General features: G+C 62.4%; 18 protein-coding genes and 1 riboswitch. Of the genes, 10 read left to right on the top strand and 8 right to left on the bottom strand.

The genetic code is table 11. The features are described from left to right. Nucleotides 1-85 precede the first annotated feature (85 nt). Nucleotides 86-1,024 (bottom strand): SDR family oxidoreductase, encoded by a 939-nt coding sequence (locus HT136_RS09695; protein ID WP_343222153.1) that lies wholly within the window; start codon nucleotides 1,022-1,024, stop codon nucleotides 86-88. 57 nt (nucleotides 1,025-1,081) lie between these two features. On the opposite strand from HT136_RS09695, the gene HT136_RS09690 reads away from it, so the two are divergent. Then, a complete protein-coding gene (locus HT136_RS09690) occupies nucleotides 1,082-1,906 on the top strand; it encodes a helix-turn-helix transcriptional regulator (RefSeq protein WP_214199545.1) in 825 nt (274 codons plus the stop codon). A gap of 403 nt (nucleotides 1,907-2,309) precedes the next feature. Here the strand turns inward: HT136_RS09690 and HT136_RS09685 are convergent, their stop codons facing one another. From HT136_RS09685 to HT136_RS09655, 7 genes are all read right to left on the bottom strand, one after another. Then, the gene (locus tag HT136_RS09685) at nucleotides 2,310-3,044 is read right to left on the bottom strand and encodes a MalY/PatB family protein (RefSeq protein ID WP_214199544.1); all 735 of its coding nucleotides are present in this window, start codon (nucleotides 3,042-3,044) and stop codon (nucleotides 2,310-2,312) included. Beyond that, nucleotides 2,998-3,267, bottom strand: a complete 270-nt coding sequence (locus tag HT136_RS26275) for an MBL fold metallo-hydrolase (protein ID WP_246543521.1) — start codon at nucleotides 3,265-3,267, stop codon at nucleotides 2,998-3,000. The genes HT136_RS09685 and HT136_RS26275 overlap by 47 nt, the downstream gene beginning before the upstream one ends. Before the next feature lie 421 nt (nucleotides 3,268-3,688). Then, nucleotides 3,689-4,273, bottom strand: coding sequence for a nicotinamide riboside transporter PnuC (pnuC, locus tag HT136_RS09675; protein ID WP_214199543.1), 585 nt, complete (start codon nucleotides 4,271-4,273; stop codon nucleotides 3,689-3,691). Further along, the gene (locus HT136_RS09670) at nucleotides 4,273-5,403 is read right to left on the bottom strand and encodes a phosphotransferase enzyme family protein (protein ID WP_214199542.1); all 1,131 of its coding nucleotides are present in this window, start codon (nucleotides 5,401-5,403) and stop codon (nucleotides 4,273-4,275) included. Before HT136_RS09670 ends, pnuC begins: the two co-directional genes overlap by 1 nt. 2 nt (nucleotides 5,404-5,405) lie before the next feature. Continuing rightward, the gene (locus HT136_RS09665; protein ID WP_214199541.1) at nucleotides 5,406-7,658 is read right to left on the bottom strand and encodes a TonB-dependent receptor; all 2,253 of its coding nucleotides are present in this window, start codon (nucleotides 7,656-7,658) and stop codon (nucleotides 5,406-5,408) included. Between the two features lie 112 nt (nucleotides 7,659-7,770). Next, a riboswitch (TPP riboswitch) is annotated at nucleotides 7,771-7,880 on the bottom strand. Nucleotides 7,881-7,938: 58 nt separating this feature from the next. After that, on the bottom strand, nucleotides 7,939-9,453 hold the full coding sequence (locus tag HT136_RS09660; RefSeq protein ID WP_214199540.1) for an FAD-dependent oxidoreductase: 1,515 nt from the start codon (nucleotides 9,451-9,453) through the stop codon (nucleotides 7,939-7,941). 468 nt (nucleotides 9,454-9,921) lie between these two features. Then, the gene (locus tag HT136_RS09655; protein WP_214199539.1) at nucleotides 9,922-10,140 is read right to left on the bottom strand and encodes a hypothetical protein; all 219 of its coding nucleotides are present in this window, start codon (nucleotides 10,138-10,140) and stop codon (nucleotides 9,922-9,924) included. Between the two features lie 1,070 nt (nucleotides 10,141-11,210). Between HT136_RS09655 and HT136_RS09650 the strand changes: the two genes are divergently transcribed. The 9 genes from HT136_RS09650 to trbL all read left to right on the top strand — a co-directional run bounded on the left by HT136_RS09650 (nucleotide 11,211) and on the right by trbL (nucleotide 21,046). Then, complete coding sequence (locus tag HT136_RS09650) at nucleotides 11,211-11,984, top strand: MauE/DoxX family redox-associated membrane protein (RefSeq protein WP_214199538.1); 774 nt, start codon at nucleotides 11,211-11,213, stop codon at nucleotides 11,982-11,984. A 361-nt stretch (nucleotides 11,985-12,345) separates the two neighbouring features. Then, nucleotides 12,346-14,415, top strand: coding sequence for a conjugal transfer protein TraG (locus HT136_RS09645; RefSeq protein WP_214199537.1), 2,070 nt, complete (start codon nucleotides 12,346-12,348; stop codon nucleotides 14,413-14,415). A 2-nt stretch (nucleotides 14,416-14,417) separates the two neighbouring features. Next, on the top strand, nucleotides 14,418-14,816 hold the full coding sequence (locus HT136_RS09640; protein WP_214199536.1) for a CopG family transcriptional regulator: 399 nt from the start codon (nucleotides 14,418-14,420) through the stop codon (nucleotides 14,814-14,816). Between the two features lie 32 nt (nucleotides 14,817-14,848). Next, nucleotides 14,849-15,799 carry a P-type conjugative transfer ATPase TrbB gene (gene trbB, locus HT136_RS09635; RefSeq protein WP_214199595.1) on the top strand — a complete coding sequence of 317 codons (951 nt, stop codon included), beginning with the start codon at nucleotides 14,849-14,851 and terminating at the stop codon, nucleotides 15,797-15,799. A 4-nt stretch (nucleotides 15,800-15,803) separates the two neighbouring features. Continuing rightward, a complete protein-coding gene (locus tag HT136_RS09630; protein WP_214199535.1) occupies nucleotides 15,804-16,145 on the top strand; it encodes a TrbC/VirB2 family type IV secretion system protein in 342 nt (113 codons plus the stop codon). After that, nucleotides 16,142-16,411, top strand: coding sequence for a VirB3 family type IV secretion system protein (locus tag HT136_RS09625; protein WP_214199534.1), 270 nt, complete (start codon nucleotides 16,142-16,144; stop codon nucleotides 16,409-16,411). The genes HT136_RS09630 and HT136_RS09625 overlap by 4 nt, the downstream gene beginning before the upstream one ends. Further along, nucleotides 16,405-18,891, top strand: coding sequence for a conjugal transfer protein TrbE (gene trbE / locus HT136_RS09620; protein ID WP_214199533.1), 2,487 nt, complete (start codon nucleotides 16,405-16,407; stop codon nucleotides 18,889-18,891). The genes HT136_RS09625 and trbE overlap by 7 nt, the downstream gene beginning before the upstream one ends. Then, nucleotides 18,888-19,628, top strand: a complete 741-nt coding sequence (trbJ, locus tag HT136_RS09615; RefSeq protein ID WP_214199532.1) for a P-type conjugative transfer protein TrbJ — start codon at nucleotides 18,888-18,890, stop codon at nucleotides 19,626-19,628. Before trbE ends, trbJ begins: the two co-directional genes overlap by 4 nt. A gap of 122 nt (nucleotides 19,629-19,750) precedes the next feature. Continuing rightward, nucleotides 19,751-21,046, top strand: a complete 1,296-nt coding sequence (gene trbL, locus HT136_RS09610; protein WP_214199531.1) for a P-type conjugative transfer protein TrbL — start codon at nucleotides 19,751-19,753, stop codon at nucleotides 21,044-21,046. Nucleotide 21,047: the final 1 nt, after the last annotated feature.

Below are 21,047 nucleotides of genomic sequence, written 5' to 3'. Positions count from 1 at the left end.
TTCTGAGATCGTGACGGCAAATCTGCCAGCGGATTCGGAGCAGACAGCGGATTGAGCTGCGAATTTCCTCTTCCTTCCGACACGTTCAGAGGGAATTGGCCGCGTAGTTCATCGCTTTGAGATCGGTCAGCAGATCAGGGCCGGTCGGCACCCATCCAGTGATTTCGCGGGTTTTGGCACTGGAGGCAGGCATGTCCTCCCCCGCTAGCATGGCGAGCCATCCAAAGTAGTCCTGCGTTTCGTGGCGGGGCAGCGAAACCATCGGCAGATCCATGCCTTCGGCAATGACCTGCGCGATGGCGCGGGCGGGAACTCCTTCTTCGCCGACCGCGTGAAAGCGTGTACCGGGTTCCGCTCCGACGATCGCGAGCGCATAAAGGCGGGCAACGTCGTTGACGTGGGCAGCTGGCCAACGGTTGGCCCCTTCACCGACGTAGGCGACTTTGCCCTTTGTGCGCGCGATTTCGATCCAGCTCGTGATGAGGCCTTGCCGACGCGTGTCGTGGACTTGCGGCAGGCGCATCACCGATAAATTGACCCCTTCCTCAAGCAATGTCTGGCTAGCCTGTTCAGAGGCGATGCGCGGGTTCGGGTGGTTGAAGTTGACGACGCTTTCGATAGCGATGCCACCTTCTTCCGCAATTCCGATGCCCGTTCCGGAGGTGATCAGGAGTGGCCGGGGACTGCCTTTCAGAACCTCTCCGAAAGCGCCGATCACCTTGCGATCCTTCTCGCAATTCTCCACGAAACGGGAAAAATCGTGGTCGAAGGCGGTGTGGATGATGGCATCTGCCATTTCTGCGCCCGCGCGCATGCTCGCGAGGTCTTCCAGTGATCCGCGATGCGCAGTCGCCCCGGCTTGGGCAATCGCCCTAGCGCCGTCCTCCGATCGCGTCAGGCCCAGCACTTCATGGCCGGCAGCCAGAAGCTCGGGCAGAATACGCGAGCCGATGAAGCCCGTCGCGCCGGTCAGAAAAATCCGCATGACATTTCTCCGATTGCGTTCGGAACGTGATATCGCCAACCTCATCATCCTGTTAAAGTAGGGACCTTATACAGGTATAAATATCAATAGGCAGACATGGCTTCTTCGACGAACAACGCACTTGGAGTGTTCCTGCGTGACCGGCGCATGCGCCTCGACCCGGCGAGCTTCGGCTACTCGACAAGCCGTCGCCGGACTCCGGGTCTGCGCCGGGAGGAAGTCGCCCAGCGCGCCAATATCAGCGCCACGTGGTACACATGGCTTGAACAGGGGCGCGGGGGAGCCCCTTCGGCAGATGTCGTCGAACGCATCGCCACGGGCATGATGATGACGGAGCCCGAGCGCGAGCATCTCTATTTCCTGGCGCTTGGCCATTCCCCCGAAGTGCGGTACAATCACTCAGAGGCGATCACTCCGCGCCTGCAGCGCGTTCTTGATGCCATGCCGGTCAGCCCCGCGATAATCCGCACCGCGACCTGGGATGTCGTTGCCTGGAACCGGGCTGCGGCAACGATCATGACCGATTATGGAGCGCTCCCCAAAGAGGACCGCAACATCCTGCGCCTGATGTTCTCGAGTGCGCGCATTCAGGCCGCGCAAGAAGACTGGATGCGTATTGCCCGCTTCGTTGTCGGGTCCTTCCGGGCGGATGCAGCACGAGCAGGAGCGGGTCAGGAAATCCGTCAGCTCGTCGAGGAACTCTCGGCGATGAGCCCCTTGTTTGCGACCCTGTGGAGCGACAACGAAGTGGTCGGCCACGGCTCTGGCGTGAAACGTCTTCATCATCCGGATCTCGGTAAACTCGAACTGGAATTCTCGACGTTTGCCGTGGAAGGACGGCAGGATCTCGTCATGATGATCTACAGCCCCGCGAATGAAGACGTCGAGCAGCGCATGAGGGACTTCCTGATGTCGGCGTGACCTTTTGATCCTTGGTTCAAGCGGAGAGGGAGGAAAGCTGCCGGTCCGGTCTCAGCGATCGGAATTCGGCGGCTGAGTGGCTGACAAGGGTTATTGATTGTCTGCGGTTTGATCGCCTTTGAGATCGACGCTCACAGCAAGGAACGGCTTCGTTCCGCGGTTCATGATCGCATGAAGGCCCTCCGGTTCCACCCGCACGGTCTGGGTGACTTTAAGCGCACAAGCTCGATCTGCGCTTGGCTGCTCTGCAGCGCAGCGACGACAGAGCCCGGGACATTGATCATAGCCGAGAGGTGCGCACTCATTACAGATTGGAAAATGCAGGGCTCGGCGGCGCTAGCGGGAGATTGGCGTTCGAAATGCGAACGCCGACTTGCATGGCGCTCACCGATGATGGCTTCAACTAACGGGAGAGGCCGCAGATCAGCCGGTCGAGACCATCTTTGAGTCGTGCGCGCGGGCAGGCGAAGTTGACGCGCACGAAGCCGTCCCCCTGTGCCCCAAAGATCGAGCCGGGAATGACGCGCACGCCAGCCTCGCGAACCAACCGGTCGGCAAGCGCCTCGCTGGACATGCCCAGGCTTCGGCTGTCGATCCAGGCGAGGTATGTTCCTTCCTGATGGATCACATCGATGTGCTCGAGGTGCCTGGCAAAGGCCTGGCGCAGCAGGCGCCAGTTGCCTTCCAGGTAGGCGATGAGTGCGTTCAGCCATGCTTCCCCCTCGGTGTAGGCTGCCGTCGTGGCGGCCAGCCCCATCGGGTTCAGGTCGCGGATCTGATGCGCGGTCATGGCTGCCTCGACAGATGCTCGCAATTCGGGATCGTTCACGACCACAAACGCGTTCTGAAGCCCCGAAATGTTGAAGGCCTTGCCGGCCCCGGTGCAGGTGATGCAGCTCAGTGCAGCGTCTTGAGCCAGTGCCGCGAAAGGGGTGAAGGAGTGCTCGCAGAACGCCAGATCGCCATGTATCTCGTCGCTCACCACCCTGACGCCGTGGCGCGCACAGATCCGGGCGAGCTGCTCCAGTTCCGCGCGTGTCCAGACGCGTCCGCCCGGGTTGTGCGGGTTGCACAGCAGAAGTACGCGCGTCTCAGGCGATGCGGCCTTTCGTTCCAGGTCGGCGAAATCTCGCAGCATGCTGTGCGTGAAGGTGCCGCAGGGTCGAAATGTCGAGATGGTCGTAATGGTTATGGGAAACCAGGATTACATCGATGGACGGCAGATCCTTCAACCGGATACCAGGGGCCGTGACGCGGCGCGGCCCGGCAAAGGCAACCGGACTGGCCCGGTTGGACCAGACCGGATCGGTCAGGATATTGACCCCGCCCGCCTGGATCAAAAGGGAGGCATGGCCGACCATGGTTATGCGCAAACCCGCTACCCGCCGGGCGGGAAGTGTGGGGGACACAGGCACGGATTTCGGCCATCTGGTCCTGGGCGCCGTGCGATACCAACGCAGGATGTCGCGTATCGATCGGTCCGTTTCGGGCTATCCGGCAAGGTTGGTAAAACGCTGCCCGTCAAAATGGGGGGAAATTGGCCCGGAATAATAGCGGTTCTGTGAAGGCATGGGGGGCATCGCCTGCGGTCTGGTTGTTCAAGCGTCCGCGTGCGGGGTGTCATGAACGGCGCGCGTAGCCCGGACCGAGTAGTACCTCGCAAGTCACTGCAAATGCAGGTTTGCCACGACCAGTGACGGATTGTCAAAGCCGGTTTGGCCAGTCCATTTCTTCAGCTCCGGCGGGTGCCAATTTCCTTCTGATGTCCAGCTGGATGTCCGTTTATGGCTTCCGGCGTGTCGCGGCGTTTCGGCCTGCATCGGAGCGGAGCCAGTTCCTGTACCCCAGGACTGCCAGGGCGACCATCGCCGCGTAGAGACCGGCTGTCGGCCAAAGCCCCTTGAACACGAACATGCCGACGTAGACCACGTCCACCACAATCCACAGCAGCCAGCTGGATGCATGACGGCGCGCGGTCCAATATTGGGCAAGGAGGCTGAAGCTGCTGAGCGTCGCGTCCATCCAGGGGAGCGCCGCGTTGGTATGATGGCTGGTGAACCACCCTATGGCCGCAGCGCCAAGGGCGCCCGCCGCCAGTCCGACGCAGGCCTCGAGGCCCGTCAACGGCACGACGACGACGTCGCCTTCCTCGTCCTTGCCGCGCATCCAGGCGATCCAGCCATAAAGGATGGCGATTCCGAACAAGGCCTGCAGCACCATGTCGGCGTAGAGCCGGACCTCAAGGAAAAGCTGGAAATAGAGCGCACAGGCGAGAAGGTTGACCGGCCAGCACAGCATCCGGCGTCTGGCGGTCAGCCAGATGCCGAGGAAGCTGACGATGACGGCGATGATTTCGAGGGCAGACATCAGCTCCGGACCTCGCGCTCGAAACGCTCGAGGAATTCGCGGCCGGGCGGGGTGAGAAACCAGTCGGCATGGTCGATGAGATAGTCCTGCCATGCTAGGGTGGCCTGTGCTGGATCGGCAAGGATGCCCGCGAAGTAATGCACTTCGGACAGCGCGAACTCGATGTGCACGAGCGGCAGCAGATGGACGAGGGTTTCCACATCGGTGGCGTCAAGCGGGATCAGCGTCCGGTACCCGGAGAGGAGCGCCGCCGCGGCCTGCGCGTCGGCGGGTTCGTCCTCCCGTTGCAGCCAGGGAATGGCCGTCCGCTCGATCGCCGTGGCAAGATCGTGGAGCGCGCAGGAGCGCGCGGCGAGGCCAAAATCGAAGACCGTGGCCACCGCGCCGTCCGAAGACCAGAGCAGGTTAGAGGGGTGCCAGTCGTTGTGCGTCCAGAGCGGCGGCTGGTCCTGCAATCGCTGGGAAAGTCCCTGGCCCAGCGAGGCGAACAGGCGGGCCAGTTGCTGCTGCCAGGGCTTGTCCTTGAGGAACGCGGCGAGGGCGGGGCGGGCCGCGATATAGTGCGCGGCGCTGGCCAGAGGGTCGCGCGTCGGCAGAATGGTAAAGCTGGCGACGAGCGGGTGCGGGCCACGCGGGGGCGCGTTGAACCCTTGCGCGGCAAGGTGCAGCCGGGCAAGCGCGACACCCGCTTCGAAGGCATGGGTCGGCGTCAGGAACGGTGTCCAGGAGAGACGCTCACGGTAGAGGTCGCTGCCCGTGCCCTTGCGATGCACTTCGTAGGTCCACTCACCCTGCGCGACGATGGTCGTGCCATCGCGGGCCTTGAGGATCTCCGGCACGGGTAATCCGGCGGCGAGGAGATGCTCCATGAACGCGTGTTCCTGCGCCAGCGCGGCGGGCGTGCGCAAACGGTGATGATGGCGTTTGAGGAAGAACTCTCCGGCATCGGTCTGCACCAGCGTGGCGGCGGAAAACGGGCGCGGCGAATGCCAGCGCAGGTCAAGCCGGCGCCCGGCGTCGGGAAAGAGGGCGAGCGTCGTCTCCGCCTCGGCTGCGGTTATCGCCGGCCATGCCGGCGCTTCGAGCGCTGTGCCCATGCCGTGAACGCGATGAGGTGCCATGCCGCTCATAGTCAGAACGCGCGTGACAGCGTCGCCACGAAGGCGCGGCCCGCGCCAATGTAGTAGGATGGGGCCGAACCCGCGATGACCGTGCCGTTCCGGCCAGGAGTGTCCTGCGCGCTGGTGCTGAACGCATAGACGCCCGAAAGCACATGCGGGTTGGTCACGTTGAGAGCGTTGAACCGCAGGTCGGTGCGCCGTGCATCGATCAGTCCGACCAGGTGCACACCGACTGACAGATCGAGCGTTGCATACCCCTTTATGCTCTCGTCGTTCATGAAGGTCGCGTACTGGCGGCCGACGTATTTCAGCGCCGAGCTGCCGAACAGTCGCCCGTCATCGTACGTGGCGCCCGTGGCGAACTGGACGCTGGGGCTTGCGACCGCACGCTTGCCCCTGGTCGGCAGATAGTCGCCGCCGATGGGCAGGTCGTCGTCGAGGCGCGTGTGCAGATACTCGCCGGATGCATAGACGCTGATGCCCTCGCTCGGACGATAGTCGATCTCGCCGTCAAGGCCGAAGGAAGTCTGGCTGCCCGCGTTGATCGTGGACGCGATCTGCGCACCGCCGCTCTCGACGACTGTTGCCACTTGCCGGTTTCGGAAGTGGTAGTGGAAGGCGGTCATCGAAAACGACAGGCTCGCGCCGATGTAGCGATAACCCAGTTCCTCGGACACCGAGTATTCGTTCTTGAGCGCGTTCGTCCCCTGCGTCACCAGCTCGCCGTCGTAGTAGCTGTCGTAGAGCGCGAATTCGTTGGGGGGGCGAAAGTTGGTGGTGATGTTCGCGAACAGCTGCTGGCGATCGTCCAGCTTGAAATGGATGGCCGCGCGGGGCAGCGGGGCAAAGCTGTCGGTGTGAACCTGCGCCTGCGGTCCGGGCAGATAATTGGTGCCGCGCCGCACCATGCTCACGCCCTTGAAGCCGATGTCGATACCCAGCCTTGGGGACAGCGCGATGCTGTCGGCCGCGAAGAAGCTTCTTGTCACGGTTCGCGTGCGCTGGTTCTCGTAGGCGAGCAGGCGACCATCGGCGGTCCGGATCGCCTTGTCCTGATAGCCCCACTGGTCGAGCGGGCGCCCATCGGACCCGATCGAGGTGTAGGACTGCGTGACGCGGTCGGTGCCGTAATCGAACCAGAGGCCGAGCGTGATCGTATGCGCTCCAGCCTTCAGGGTGAGCTTGCTCACGTCGCCGACGCGAAATTGCTTGCCGGTGTAGTTGCCAAGAACGGTAGCAAGTCCATCGACCGCGCCCGGCAGGGTGATCGGCTGCGTCAGTTCCTCCTCGCCAAGGTAGTTTCCGGTGGTGGAAAGCTGCGTGCCGTAGGGGGAATTGCCATGGCCGGTCTGGAGATAGGCCGAGCTGTCGAAGCTCAGGCCGTCGCTCAGCTGGAGATGGACCGGGGCAGCGAAATAGAGGTTGCGGAAAGGGCTGCGATAGAGCCGCCAGTAGTTGGTGTCGCCATCGGTGTAGTGCGCATCGTAATTGAAGCCGCGCCCGCTTTCCTGCCATTGGGCAAGCGTCGGGCTGGGGTATGTAGAAGTGTTGGCGTCGTTGTAGGATACAGCGAGGCTGGCGCGGTTGCCATCGCCCCATTCGCCCAGGATCTTCGCATCGACGTGCTGGCGCGTGTCGAAGCCTGCGCCGCGCCAGTTGTCCGCGCGGTTGCGCGAATAGGAGACGAAGGCCTTGATCCCGCTTGCCCCCAGCACGCCGGTGTCGAACCGGGCAAAGAGGCGCCGTTCATCGTAAGATCCGACGGAAAGATCGAGCAGCCCTCCCATCTCGGGCTTGGGATCGTCGAGCGTGAGCGAAAGCACGCCGCCCGCAGCGGCGACGACCGGCGCGTCAATGTCGGCCGCGCCTTGCGCCAGTGCGACCTGGCGCACGTTCTCGGCATCGGCAAATTGCGAAGGGTAGGCGTAGTAGTAGCCGATGTCGTTCTGGGGCGCGCCTTCCATCAGGACACCGATCTGGTCCTGCCCCAGTCCGCGCAGTGTAAGGCTGGAACTGGCGGACAGCCCGTAGGGATCGCTCGATGAGACATTGGCGCCTGGCAGCAGGTTGACCAGCTGGAACGCGTTGAGCGTTGGCGCCTGCTTGACGATGAAATCCGACGAAATGGCGCTGACCGCCTTGGGCGCGGTCTGGTCGGGCAGCAAGCCTTCGGGGTCGGGATGGCCGATGACGCGGATTTCCGGGCGATCTGCGTTCGTGTTCGAGGCCTCCGATGCGTTCGCAGCTTCCGATGCGCGCGCCATCGCGGCTGGCTCAAAAGTCAGGAGCGCAAACGCCAGGACGGTTCGGCTTGGAAATCGGGTATTGCCAGTCATCGTTTTCTCGCGTCCACTCCATGTGGAGGGACAACGGAAACAAATGACCGCTGGCCCTCCCTACGCCGGTGTCAACCGGATCAGGTTCAGCGGGTTGCGGTCTGCTGACCACCTCTCAGCCATGCGTAAATGGCCCCCCGGGGATAGAGCAGCCCCTAGGTGTTCCGAAGGCTTGTGGAAAGACCTGTCGTGCATCGGGCGCCGATGGTCACATGTCCTGCGCATCCCAGCGCTCTTCCATCTGGAGGGCGAGCATGTCGCGCCCGACGGTCAGCACGGCGCGATCTTCGCCCTTTTCGCGGAAGAATACCGCGAAATCGTCTGCCCCCGGATCGCCTTCAAGGCGGCTCGCCTCCGGCTTCGCATGGCCGACGTAGCGCATCTGCGTTCCGAAGTAGCCGGTCCAGAAAAACGGCGTCTGGGCGAACGGGGCTTGCGCGGCACCGGTGAATGCGCGGGCGAGGTATTGTCCCATGCGCTGCGCGTGGACCCAGTGTTCGACGCGCAGCGGCTTGCCGGTGCGCGGATCGGGATAGCTGGCGATGTCGCCGATGGCGTAGACATGCGGGTCACTGGTGCGCAGATTTCCGTCGACACGCACGCCGCCGCTGGCTTCGCAAAGCGCCAGATCGCCGGTCAGCGCAAGGTCGAGCCTGGGCAAGACACCTATTCCGGCGATCACGAGGTCCGCTGGCAGGCGTGTCGTATCGTCAAGCCAGACCGCGTCGTGCTTGAAGGCGGTGACGGTGCGCTCCATGTGAAAGGTGACACCATGCTCTTCGTGGAGACGTCGAACATATTGGCCGGTCTCCTCGCCCAGGATGGAGGCCAGCGGCGCGGCGTCTTGTGCCACGACATCGACGTCCAGCCCCTGCTGGGTGAGCGAGGCAGCGACCTCAAGGCCAATGAAGCTCGCGCCCAGAACCACCGCGCGCTTGCCTTCCTGAACCTGTGCGAGGATCGCGTCGGCATCCGCCAGCGTGCGCAGCGTGTGGACGCGCGCGTCTTGCGCTCCGGGGAAGTCCGGCATCGCCGCGCGTGCGCCGGTCGCGAGCACGAGCGTGCCGTAGGAGACCGTTTCGCCGCTTTCGAGGGTGAGCGAGCGCGTGGCCGGGTCGAGCGAAACGACCGGCGTGCCAAGGCGAATGGACGCCGGTTCGCCGAGCCCCTGGCCGGGTGCAGGCAGGAGAGCTTCGTCGCGCGATTGCCGACCGGCCAGATATTGCTTGGAGACGAACGTACGTTCGTAGGGCGGATCGCTCTCTGCGCTCAGGACCAGGGTGTCTTCGCCATGACCAAGGCGCGAGAGCATGTCGGCCATGGCGTATCCGCCCGCGCCGCTGCCGATGATGACGATCGGGGTCTCGACGGCCAGTTCGCGCCGGGGAGCGGGCGTATGGCGCCGGCCAGTGACACGGATCAGTCCATCGCTCTGTTCGACGCGGTAGCATCCCAGATTCTCCAGAGCCGGCCCGCCGACCGCCTCGCCATCCTCGAGCGAGAAGCGCGCGTGATGCCACGGACAACGCAGCTGGCCATCGCTCACTTTTCCGGTCTCGAGCGGTGCACCCAGGTGCGTGCAGGAGCCGGACACGGCCCGAAGGCGACCATCTTCAAGCCGCGCGAGCACGACATGTTCGCCCTCGTACATTCCCGCGAGCATTCCGCCGGGGGCAATCGCATCCTCGGGGATACCCTGCGCTAGATCGGTCTTGCCTTGCATCGTACTTGCCTTCCTGCCGGAGAGAGAATGGCCACAAGCGGGGCGCGGACCACAAGCCTGCGCAATCGCAAGGCGGGGCAGCCCTGATTTTCGCTGTGGAACGGCTGTCCGGTGAGTGGCACCGGAGACTTTGCCGTCTCGCTTGTTCCAATCCCCGAGTGCGGCACAAAGTTCCCGCTGTCGGGAGGAAGTGACCAGCGTCGGGCGTGCCGCGCATTTTTTCGACGACTTTCCAGTCGCCAAGGTCATTTTGGGCCCGGCGATCCCCACGGTGTGACGCCGCAAAGCGGTTTTAAGGCACGCGCGCAAGAGCCCCGCATCAGGTAACAGCGCGCAAGGAGGTCGATGTCTATCGCCCCTTCGGCACGCGTGCCTAGGGTTGATCGTCGTCGTGATCCTTGCCATCTCGCGCTCGCCGGCTTTTTTAAGCCCATGGTGGCTATGCCTTCGGCGGCGGCATGGTTTGATCTATTGGCTGATGGGCCTTGCCCGGCGCGCTTCACGGCGCTCGGAATGCTTCTTGTAGAAGTAGCCGCCGGCGGCGAGAGTGATGAGGCCTATCGGGCCCATCCGCTTGAGCAAGGTGGGGGCGGCGATCCCGATGATGGTGCCCGAGGTGCCAGTGATGCCGTCGATGTTCTTCGCAGCATGCCTGCCGATCACAGCGCCGATAATCTTGCCGATCATGAGTCGTCTCCATTTTTGTGAAGGGGATGTTTGATGCCTTGTGGCATGGCTTGCGTTATCAAGGCCGCAGGGCGAACATGGTTCCGCCCCTGTGCGAGGAGCCGCTCGGCATGCGCGGCGAGATCATCCGCTCTGATCGCAATCCACTGGGCGACAAGAGGAGGTCAGAGCGGAAATTTGAGCAAGCTGCCTCAGGCACTGCGGTATGCTACCAGGCAGTTCGCGCGAAACGGGGCCGATCCTCCGGCGTGCATCCCGCAACCGTGATCGACTTCCTCTATCACGGCGTGGATACGCTCGCGCTTTTCGGGCTAGGTCAGGGACTCAACCCACGTGAAAGTCGGGTTGCTTGCCGATGTCGGAATGCCAAGGACTGGAGACGTCGCCGCGGCGCCAAGGGCGCATGGTGACGGCAAGGCGATGGTCCGGTCAAAGCCTTCGGCAGGACCAGCCCGCTCGCTCCAGGAGAAGGTGGCTGGCGTTCCTGATATTGAACATTTTCAACACAATGGAATGCTCTCCTTGGCGCGCCGAACGCAGTGGCAAAGACGTAGCACGATAGAATGACCGGCGCCCAGCGTGGCGTGGGAGAGGTCGCATTTGGGGCGATGCGCTGTCCTGTCGGACTGGGAGAAGAAGAAATGCACCGGGTTTGAGCCAACAAGTGTTTTCATGCTTGTACTGTAGGCGGCAGGATCTGCTTTATTCGCGATGGGTTTATCAGGCGCTGGCGCAGGTCATTCTGCATTATCCGTTCGCGTAATTGGACGGTTCGCCGGATTGGTGCGTTGCGCCTGGGGAACTCTCGTGTGTTTCTGAGGTATTCCTAGTTATGCGACGAGTGAGCACACTTGTTCCTTTCGTGGCCGGACACAGCGCAATCGATCGGTCAGGGACCGCTGGATTGGGTTCGCCCGATGACGATGAACCCGTTTCCTCCCGGGTAGGGGCAGGGCTGGCTGGGTCTTACTCTCCTGACCGTAGGCGCCAAAGAAGAGGGATGCCGAGACCCAGTCGTACCTTCCAGTTCGCACCAGCTAGGCGATTTGACGCAGCACGAGGAGCGAAGAATGAATGAGCATAGCAAGGCGCAACCGCGCAGGACGGGCACTGCGGAAAAGTCGGCCGTCGTCTACCGCATGGTCATGGAAAAGCATATTTGCCCGTGGGGGCTCAAGACCATCTTTTTACTTCGTCGCGAGAGATACCGGATTGACGACCAATGGCTTGAGACCCGTCAGCAGGTCGACGACTTCAAAACGCGTTATGACGTCAAGACGACGCCACAGACGTTCATCGAGGGCCAGAGAATTGGGGGTTACGATGACCTGCGCCGATTCCTTGGCAAAAAGGTGAAGGACCCAGAAGCCAGCACCTACAAGCCCGTGCTCGCGATCTTCGCAATGGGGGCCGCGCTGGCGCTTGCCGTGAGCTGGTTTGCAACCGGTGCGCTGGTGACGACGTCCGCAATCCAGTTGTTTATATCACTTTCGATGTGCTTGCTTGCCGTGCAGAAGCTACGTGATGTGGACAGCTTCGCCACTATGTTTCTGAGTTACGATTTGCTCGCGCGGCGCTGGGTGCCCTACGCGTATTTCTATCCGTTCGGCGAAGGGCTGGCCGGAGTTCTCATGACGGCACACGTGCTTCGCTGGTTATCGGTGCCAATCGCCTTGTTCATCGGGACCATCGGCGCAATCTCGGTATTCTACGCGGTATACATCCAAAAACGTGAACTTAAGTGTGCTTGTGTCGGTGGCAATTCGAACGTTCCGTTGGGCTTTGTCTCGTTGACCGAAAATGTGATGATGGTGCTCATGGGCCTGTGGATTCTCCTCGCATAGCGTCCGTACCAAGACCTAGTTGGCACCCTTTAGGAAAACGGCGCTTTTGCTGACTTGGCTGTCGCGCAAAGTTTGGTGTGAGGCTCATTTTGATCGCGCTGCGATGACAAAAGGCCACGATCAAATGGCTCTAGGGGGGGCCATATGTTGCACAGTCATTCCTGACGTCGGCATCGAGCGGCGCAGCGACCGAGCCCAGTGAATTGCGTGTTCTGCCGCGCCAGGTCCTTGCGCTCGTTCGTCGCAGGTTGATCGTCACCGCAAAGGTATGGTCTGACCCCACAGCAGGGCTGCCTGGTCCAAGGGTTTCGAGGGAAACTGTTTCAGATTCACGACCCGTACGTGAACTCTGGAGACAGGCATGACCCCGACAAAGCTGCTGATCGGCCAGATGGCCATCGTTTTTCTCGTCATTCTTTGTGGTGTCTGGGCCGCAACCCAATGGGCTGCGGCTCAGCTCGCATACCAGTCCGAGTTGGGATCCCCGGTGGTCCATCTTGCCGGTTTGCGTGTTTATAGGCCCTGGTCTCTGTTCGTCTGGTGGTTCCAATTTGAAGCGTACGCGCCGGAAGTTTTCGAAACGGCTGGCGCAATGGCGGCTGCAAGCGGGCTGTTGGCTTTTGCGGCGGCTGTCGCGGGGTCGGTCTGGCGAGCTCGCCAACGTCGCCATGTTACCACCTATGGTTCGGCGCGCTGGGCTACGCGCCGGGATATTCGTGCGGCCGGTGTACTGGCTGACCGCGGCGTCTTCCTCGGTCGCCTAGACCGGGGCTATCTGCGCCATGACGGCGCTGAACATGTCATGGCCTTTGCGCCCACCCGGTCTGGCAAGGGCGTGGGTCTTGTCATTCCTACGCTGCTGAGCTGGACCGGCTCGGCCGTCATCCACGATATCAAGGGTGAGAATTGGCAATTGACGGCAGGATGGCGCTCGCGCTTCTCGCATTGCCTGCTCTTTAACCCGACCGACCCCCACTCAGCGCGCTACAATCCGTTGATCGAGGTGCGGCGCGGCCTCTTTGAAGTGCGCGATGTACAGAACATCGCCGACATTCTCGTCGATCCCGAAGGGGCACTGGAGCGGCGCGGGCATTGGGAGAAGACCAGCCATTCGTTGCTGGTCGGGGCGATCCTTCACGTTCTTTATGCGGAAGCGGACAAGACGCTCTCGGGCGTTGCAATGTTCCTGTCCGATCCTTCGCGCAGCTTCGTCGCGACGTTGCACGCGATGATGGCGACAAACCATCTCGGTAGCGAGGAGAAGCCGCGCGTTCATCCGGTAGTGGCCTCGGCCGCACGCGAAGTCCTCAACAAGTCGGTGAACGAACAGTCGGGCGTGCTTTCGACCGCGATGTCCTTCCTGGGGCTCTACCGCGACCCCATCGTCTCGGCGATGACGTCCGCCTCGGATTGGCGCATCGCGGACCTGGTCGAGGCGCACTACCCGGTTTCGCTCTACCTCGTCGTGCCCCCCTCTGACATCAGCCGCACAAAGCCCCTCATCCGGCTCGTTCTGAACCAGATCGGACGCCGTCTCACCGAAGAGCTGCCTGGTGATCGCAAGGCTGATGAAAAGGCCAAGACACGCCATCGCCTGCTTCTTATGCTTGATGAATTTCCAGCACTCGGGCGTCTCGACTTCTTCGAGACGAGCCTCGCATTTCTCGCAGGGTACGGCGTGCGCGCATTCCTCATCGCGCAGAGCCTCAACCAGATTGAGAAGGCTTATGGAGAGCACAACTCCATCCTCGACAACTGTCATGTCCGTGTTGCCTTTGCGGCAAACGACGAGCGGACCGCTAAGCGCATTTCCGATGCGTTGGGCACGGCAACCGAGCAGCGCGCGATGCGCAATTACGCCGGGCACAGGCTCGCCGTTTGGCTATCGCACGTCATGGTCAGCCGACAGGAAACCGCGCGGGCGCTCCTGACGCCCGGCGAAATACTCCAACTCGATCCTGACGACGAACTCGTGCTGGTTTCGGGTATGCCGCCGATCCGGGCCAAAAAGCTGCGCTATTATCAAGATAGCGCATTCACGCGGCGCGTTCAGGCTCCGCCAGCTTTGGGGGAAGGGAAATATCCGGACAGCCCCGAAAGTCGTTCATCCGACTGGCAGGACGAGGTGCGTTCGATTGATCAAAGATTGGCGCGGGACGACCACGCCTCGGCCTCATCGTGTGAAATTTCCGATGATGCAAAAGTCAGCGAGCAGAACGATGGCGGCGTCGATCAGCAGCGCCAGCCCGATGATGAGCCGGATCACGCCAGTGTCGAACCGCAAGTGAGCGATGACCTTCTAGGGCTCGACGAAACCGACAATTTCGCAGCGGAAAAGCAGGCGATGGACAAGATGGTCCAGCAGCGCCTGGTCAATGCGACCTATACGATGGGCGCCGAGCGCGCGCAGCAGTTCGAACTGGAACTGTGACCATGGCCGCCAAAGTCCGCCACCAGCTTTTCTTGCCCAGGTCAACGAGCGAACGCCTCGTCGAACTCGCTCGCCAGCCCGGTACCTCGAAGTCAGATATTCTCGCTCAGGCGTTGACCGCCTGGCTGGATCGGCAAGCGCGGTCTGAACTCGACGAGCGCTTTGGTCGGCGACTCGATCGCATCGCCACCTTGCTCGAACGGTTGCAGCGCGACAGCCAGATCGAACTTGAGACGCTCGCGCTGTTCATTCGCTACGAACTCGCGATCCATCCGCCGCTTGCCGAAGATGACAAGGCTGGCCGCGCGGCAGCTGCCAGGCGTTTCGAGGCCTTCCTTGCTCAAGTCGCCCGCCAGGTTGGGCAGGGGCGGCGAACGCTCGCCCCCGGAGCAGGTCATTGAGGACCGGTCAGAGCCATGCGCGCCTGCGGGCGATGCTCGAGAGTGCCATGGGGCCTGCAATCGTGGCTGCGCTGCGGGATCCGCGCGTCATTGAGATCATGGTCAATCCTGATGGGGCGCTGCGCGTCGACATGCTCGGGGAGGGCAGGGTCGATACAGACATCCGCATCGATCCCGAGCAGGCGGAGCGGATCGTCCGGCTCGTTGCAAGCCATATCCAAAGCGAAGCGCATGCCACCCGGCCGATCGTATCCGCTGAACTGCCGCTGCGCGAACAGGGCGGGGGTGAGCGCTTTGAAGGGGTGCTCCCGCCGGTCACGAGCGCGCCGTGCTTCGCCATTCGCAAACCGGCCTCTCGGGTTTATCTTCTTGAAGACTACGTACGCGATGCGGTCATGGGTAAGAAAGAGGCGGACATATTACGCCTCGCCGTGGCCGAACGCTCGAATGTCCTGATCGTTGGCGGAACCTCTTCGGGCAAGACGACGCTGGCCAACGCGCTGCTCGCCGAGATGGCGGCGCTTGGTGAGCGCATTATCCTGATCGAAGATACCCGCGAACTGCAATGTCCAGCGCCCGATACCGTTGCGTTGCGCACGCGGGCCGGAACGGTATCGATTTCGGATCTCGTTCGCTCGACCCTGCGCCTGCGGCCAGACCGGATTGTGGTGGGCGAAGTGCGCGGGGGCGAAGCACTCGACATGCTCAAGGCCTGGAATACGGGCCATCCCGGCGGGATTGCGACGATACATGCGAATGGCGCGGCCGCTGCCCTGCGACGGCTTGAAGGGCTGGTCCAGGAAGCTGTCGTGACGGTCCCGCGCCATCTAATCGCCGATGCCATCGACATAGTTGTCTTCATCGCCGGGCGCGGCCGCTTCCGGCGGATCGGCGAGGTCGTGCGGGTCGACGGTCTCGACCCGGTCACGGCCGAATACAGCCTTACCGACATGCACGTTTCCCCCACACGAAAAGGAGAATGACGCCATGATTTCACGTTCAATCACGCTTCGCACCTTGCCAAGCCCGGCGAGGGCCCTTCTTGCATCGGCAGTCGGCCTCAGCCTCGCAGTTCCGGCATGGGCTTCGGGGACGGGCATGCCCTGGGAGGAGCCACTCGAGCAGATTCTCGAATCGGTCCAGGGGCCTGTCGCCAAGATCGTTGCGGTCATTATCATCATCATGACTGGTCTTACCCTGGCGTTTGGTGAGACGGCAGGGGGCTTTCGCCGGCTGATCCAGATCGTATTCGGGCTCTCAATCGCCTTTGCGGCATCCAGCTTCTTCCTCTCATTCTTCAGCTTTGGCGGCGGAGCGCTGATCGCATGAGCACGGCTGGCCAGCCCGAGGGCTTCGAGGTCCCTGTCCATGCAAGCCTTTCCGTTCCGATCCTGCTGGCGGGGGCACCGCGAGGTCTCGCCATCGTCAACGGGACGCTGGCAATGGCGGTGGGCCTGGGATTGCAGCAGTGGCTGGCCGGCCTCGTCATCTGGGCCTGCGGGCATAGCCTCTCGGTCCTTGCCGCGCGCCGCGACCCGCATTTCGCGCCGGTCCTTCTGCGCCACCTTCGCCAGAAGGGGTATTTTCCATGCTGAACCTTCGCGAATACGCGAGCCGGGCAGGGCGTCTGGCCGATCATCTGCCATGGGCCGCGCTTGTTGCCCCCGGCATCGTTCTCAATAAGGATGGCAGTTTCCTGCGTGTCCTCTCGTTTCGTGGTCCGGATCTGGAATCGACGACCGAAGCTGGCCTGGTTGCGGTCGCAGCGCGGGCCAATAACGTGCTGCGTCGTTTCGGTTCGGGCTGGGCGCTGTTCTTCGAGGCCGAGCGGCGTGAAGCCATGGCCTATCCCGATGATGACTTCCCCGATCCTGCAAGCTGGCTCGTGGATCGGGAGCGGCGCGCGGCATTCACGGCTGAAGGACGTCATTTCGAAAGCCGCTTCCACCTCAGTCTGACCTGGATGCCACCTGCGGACAGCGAGGACGCGGCTGGGCGGCACTTCCTGGAAACGGGAGATGGGAGCAAGGCACGCGACTGGCGAGTGGCCATGGCGAATTTTACGGCGGAGACGGATCGCGCGCTCGATTTGTTCGCAGGGTTCATGCCTGAAGTCCGGGCGCTCGAGAACGGCGAGCTTTTAACCTTTTTGCATCGGACCATTTCGGATCGCGAGCATTCGGTCCGTGTCCCCGAAACGCCGATGTATCTCGACGCCGTGCTTGTCGATACGCCGCTGGTCGGTGGGCTCGAGCCGCAACTTGGCGGTCGGCATTTGCGAACTCTATCGGTCCTTGGTTACCCAAATGTCAGCCGTCCCGCGCTCCTCGACGCGCTTAACGGCCTCGACTTTCCCTACCGCTGGGTCACCCGCTTCATCGCGATGGACAAGGACGAAGCGACCCGGGCCCTGACCCGCCTGCGACGGCAATGGTTCAACAAGCGCAAGTCCATTGGCACGATGCTGCGCGAGGTTCTCTACAACACGCCGAGCCAGTTGCTCGATAGCGATGCGGACAACAAGGTCCTCGATGCAGATCTCGCCTTGCAGGCCTTGGGAGGAAATCATGTGGCCTTTGGCTACATGGCAACGACGATCACGCTGACGGCTTCGAAGAGCGAAACCGTCGACGAGCGCATGCGTCAGATAGAGCGGGTGCTTGGAGGCCTCGGTTTCACCACGGTGCGCGAACGTGTCAACGCGGTCGAGGCCTGGCTCTCGTCAATTCCAGGCCATGTCTACGCCAACGTTCGCCAGCCGTTGATGCACACGCTCAACCTAGCGCATCTGATGCCTCTCTCGGCCATCTGGGCAGGTCCGGCCCGCAATTCGCATCTGCGCGCCAGTCCGCTCTTCCATGCGCGCACGTCCGGCTCGACACCGTTTCGGCTTTCTACCCATGTCGGCGATGTCGGACACATGTTTGTGGCGGGACCGACGGGCGCCGGAAAGTCGGTGCTGCTGGCTTTCATGATGATGCAGTTTCGGCGCTATCGAGATGCGCAGATCTATGTTTTCGACAAGGGGCTTTCAGCGCGTGCCATGGTGCTTGCCTGCGGCGGGGTGCACCAAGATCTGGGGGCTGGCGAGGGACCTGGCCGCGGCCTTGCCTTTCAACCGCTGCGCAGGATCGATGATCTGTCGGCAAGAGGCTGGGCTGCCGAATGGATCGCAGCGTTGCTCGCGCAGGAAAACGTGACCGTCACGCCGGAGATCAAGGACCAGGTCTGGTCGGCGCTAACCAGTCTTTCGGGAGCGCCAGCAGCGGAGCGAACGCTCACCGGTTTGTGCCTGCTGCTTCAATCCTCGTCGCTGCGAACGGCACTTTCGCCCTATACGATCGACGGCCCGTATGGCGCGCTGCTCGATGCGAGCGACGACGCGCTTCATTTCTCGGACCTGCATTGCTTCGAGACCGACGGATTGATGGGGCGCTCGGGAGCCGTGGCGCCCGTCCTCAACTACCTGTTCCATCGCCTCGAGGAACGCTTCGATGGACGGCCGACGTTGCTGGTCCTCGACGAAGCCTGGATCTTCCTCGATTCCCCATTGTTCGCTGCGCGTATTCGCGAATGGCTCAAGGTTCTGCGCAAACGCAACGTATCGGTCCTCTTCGCGACGCAGAGTCTTTCCGACATCGCAAATTCCCCGATTGCGCCCGCGATCCTTGAAAGCTGTCCCCAGCGTATTCTCCTGCCCAATGACCGCGCGCTCGAACCGGGAAGCCGGGAAATCTACGAACGCTTCGGGCTGAACGCACGTCAGATCAATCTTCTCGCCCGGGCGACGCCCAAGCGGGACTACTATCTCCAATCGGCGCGCGGCAATCGTCTCTTCGAACTCGGGCTTGGTCCGCTGGCGCTTGCGCTTTGCGGCGCGTCGGATCCGGCCAGTCAGGCGCGTATCGACACTTTGCTTACTCAGGCCGGAGGCACGCCGTTTCTCGCCCGGTTCCTGCAAGGAACCAGCGCGCAGTGGGCAATCGACTATCTCGCCTCGTTCCCTGGCCAGAACTGGCCAGGGGAAACGCGCACCTGCGCACGGTATCCCAACCAGTCAGGAGAAATCCAATGAACCGTTGTTCTTCGTGCTCCTTTGGAGCGCTGCGCAGCGCAGTTGCACTGCTTGTCGTGGCAGCCGGCTTTACGGTCCCGCTCCAGTCCGCTCAGGCGATCATCGTCTACGACCCCTCGAATTATGCCCAGAACGTTCTTTCTGCGGCCCGCGCGTTACGGCAGATCAACAACCAGATCACATCGCTCCAGAACGAGGCACAGAGCCTGACCAATCAGGCGAAAAACCTCTCGCGCATCGATTTTCCCGAACTCGATGCACTCAACCGTACACTGCGCCAGATCGAGGCACTCATGAACGAGGCCCAGGGCATCCAGTTCAGTACAGCGCGCGTCGAGACGCAGTTCGATGCGCTTTATCCGGATGCCTTCAGTCCGTCGTTGAAGCTCGACGATGAGGTGGCTGCCGCGCGCACCCGGCTTGAGACTGAAGTGCAGGCCTACCGCCATACTACCCGCGTCCAGGCGCAGATCGCCGAGACGATCGAGGATGACGCGCAGGATCTGGCCAAAGTGGCGGAGCGTAGCCAGGACGCGGAAGGGGCGTTGCAGGCCCAGCAGGCGACCAACCAGCTCCTCGCGATCGCGGCCAAGCAGCAGTTCCAGATCCAGCAGATGATGGCGGCGCAGTTTCGGGCCGAGGCGATCACCCAGGCCAATCGCGCCCAGGCTTCGGCTCAGGCCCAGGCGGCGACGTCCCGGTTCCTTGGTTCAGGCAACGCCTACACGCCGGACTGACATCAACGAGACAGCGGTGGCGCTCGTCCTCCCCGTCGCCGCGCCGCGTGGCCCGGATTTGCTCCCCGGTCCGGGTCACGCGGATCCATCCTTACTGATCAACCCGAAGGGATTCTGACGTCATGGATGATCTTAATATCATCGATCAGTTCCTGAGCGCCTTTACGCGCTACATCGACAGTGGATTTGGACTCCTGGGGGGCGACGTTCAGTTCCTGACGGCAAAGCTTGTCGGGATCGACGTGACGCTGGCCGCGCTGTTCTGGACGCTTGGCGGAGATGACAACGTTCTCGGGCGCTTCGTTCGCAAGATCCTCTTTGTCGGCGCGTTCTCCTATATCATCAACAATTTCCAGACGCTTTCCGAGGTGATCTTCGCCTCTTTCGCGCAAGCCGGGGTGACGGCCGGGGGAGGGACGATTTCGGCGCAGGATCTCCTGAAGCCGGGACATCTGGCTGGCACGGGATTTTCCGCCGCATGGCCCATGCTCGATCAGGTCGCCAAGTTGCTCGGGTTCACGAGCTTCTTCGACAATTTCCTGACGATCGCCGTGCTTCTCGTCGCCTGGCTGCTCGTCATTCTCGCCTTCTTTATTCTTGCCGTGCAGATGTTCGTGTGCGTGATCGAGTTCAAGCTGGTGAGCCTCGCCGGGTTCATTCTCGTGCCTTTCGCGTTGTGGAACCGGACAAGCTTTCTGGCTGAACGCGTGCTGGGCCACGTCGTCTCCTCGGGCATCAAGGTTATGGTGCTCGCCGTGATCGTCGGCATCGGCTCGAGCTTCTTCGAGCAGTACGCCGGCGCGCTCGAAGGGCAGGAGCCCGACATCGCCCAGGCCATGAGCCTGGTCCTTGCGAGCCTTGCGCTTTTTGGTCTGGGCATCTTCGCGCCGTCTGTCGCAAGTGGTCTTGCCGCAGGTGCGCCGCAACTGGGAGCCGGAGCGGCCCTTGGGACGGCGCTTGGCGCCGGCGGCGTTGGTATGCTTGCAGGAGGCGGCGGTCTTGCAGGCGCACGGATGCTGGGAGGCGGTGCTCTTGGTTCGATTCGTGCCGGGACGTCGATGGGGGCGGCGACCTCGAGTGCCTATTCGCTTGGTAAGCAGAGCTCGGATGGCAGCGTGAAAGCTGGCCTTGGCGGTGTGGGGCGCGCTACCGGTAATTCCGTCCGCCAACGCGTCTCGCAAACGCTTGGGCTTTCCGAGGCCGCTTCGCGCGGCCGTGCGGCGGGCGCAGCAGCTTACCAGAATACGAACTCACCGTCGCCGGCTTCCGGCGGCGGTGAGACGGCGCCGCAGTGGGCGAGGAGCCTTCGCGCAGAGCAAGCTTCGCGCCATCGCGGCCAAATGGCTGTCCATGCAATTCAACAAGGCGATCGCGGCGGCGGTGGCATCTCTCCCGACATCAGCGAAAGGAACGATTGAA

Source organism: Novosphingobium profundi, assembly GCF_018491765.1.
GTDB classification, from domain to species: domain Bacteria; phylum Pseudomonadota; class Alphaproteobacteria; order Sphingomonadales; family Sphingomonadaceae; genus Novosphingobium; species Novosphingobium profundi.
This window is presented reverse-complemented; position numbering and strand designations above follow the sequence as displayed.

What these genes read in the sequence shown, in the direction of transcription:
- HT136_RS09665 (WP_214199541.1), bottom strand. Translation starts at nt 7,658, where the DNA reads ATGGCGCGCGCATCGGAAGCTGCGAACGCATCGGAGGCCTCGAACACG.
- HT136_RS09655 (WP_214199539.1), bottom strand. Translation starts at nt 10,140, where the DNA reads ATGATCGGCAAGATTATCGGCGCTGTGATCGGCAGGCATGCTGCGAAG.
- trbL (WP_214199531.1), top strand. Translation starts at nt 19,751, where the DNA reads ATGGATGATCTTAATATCATCGATCAGTTCCTGAGCGCCTTTACGCGC.
- trbB (WP_214199595.1), top strand. Translation starts at nt 14,849, where the DNA reads ATGCTCGAGAGTGCCATGGGGCCTGCAATCGTGGCTGCGCTGCGGGAT.
- HT136_RS09645 (WP_214199537.1), top strand. Translation starts at nt 12,346, where the DNA reads ATGACCCCGACAAAGCTGCTGATCGGCCAGATGGCCATCGTTTTTCTC.
- HT136_RS09690 (WP_214199545.1), top strand. Translation starts at nt 1,082, where the DNA reads ATGGCTTCTTCGACGAACAACGCACTTGGAGTGTTCCTGCGTGACCGG.
- HT136_RS09630 (WP_214199535.1), top strand. Translation starts at nt 15,804, where the DNA reads ATGATTTCACGTTCAATCACGCTTCGCACCTTGCCAAGCCCGGCGAGG.
- HT136_RS09650 (WP_214199538.1), top strand. Translation starts at nt 11,211, where the DNA reads ATGAATGAGCATAGCAAGGCGCAACCGCGCAGGACGGGCACTGCGGAA.
- HT136_RS09640 (WP_214199536.1), top strand. Translation starts at nt 14,418, where the DNA reads ATGGCCGCCAAAGTCCGCCACCAGCTTTTCTTGCCCAGGTCAACGAGC.
- pnuC (WP_214199543.1), bottom strand. Translation starts at nt 4,273, where the DNA reads ATGTCTGCCCTCGAAATCATCGCCGTCATCGTCAGCTTCCTCGGCATC.
- HT136_RS09670 (WP_214199542.1), bottom strand. Translation starts at nt 5,403, where the DNA reads ATGAGCGGCATGGCACCTCATCGCGTTCACGGCATGGGCACAGCGCTC.
- HT136_RS26275 (WP_246543521.1), bottom strand. Translation starts at nt 3,267, where the DNA reads ATGGTCGGCCATGCCTCCCTTTTGATCCAGGCGGGCGGGGTCAATATC.
- HT136_RS09685 (WP_214199544.1), bottom strand. Translation starts at nt 3,044, where the DNA reads ATGCTGCGAGATTTCGCCGACCTGGAACGAAAGGCCGCATCGCCTGAG.
- HT136_RS09660 (WP_214199540.1), bottom strand. Translation starts at nt 9,453, where the DNA reads ATGCAAGGCAAGACCGATCTAGCGCAGGGTATCCCCGAGGATGCGATT.
- HT136_RS09625 (WP_214199534.1), top strand. Translation starts at nt 16,142, where the DNA reads ATGAGCACGGCTGGCCAGCCCGAGGGCTTCGAGGTCCCTGTCCATGCA.
- trbJ (WP_214199532.1), top strand. Translation starts at nt 18,888, where the DNA reads ATGAACCGTTGTTCTTCGTGCTCCTTTGGAGCGCTGCGCAGCGCAGTT.
- trbE (WP_214199533.1), top strand. Translation starts at nt 16,405, where the DNA reads ATGCTGAACCTTCGCGAATACGCGAGCCGGGCAGGGCGTCTGGCCGAT.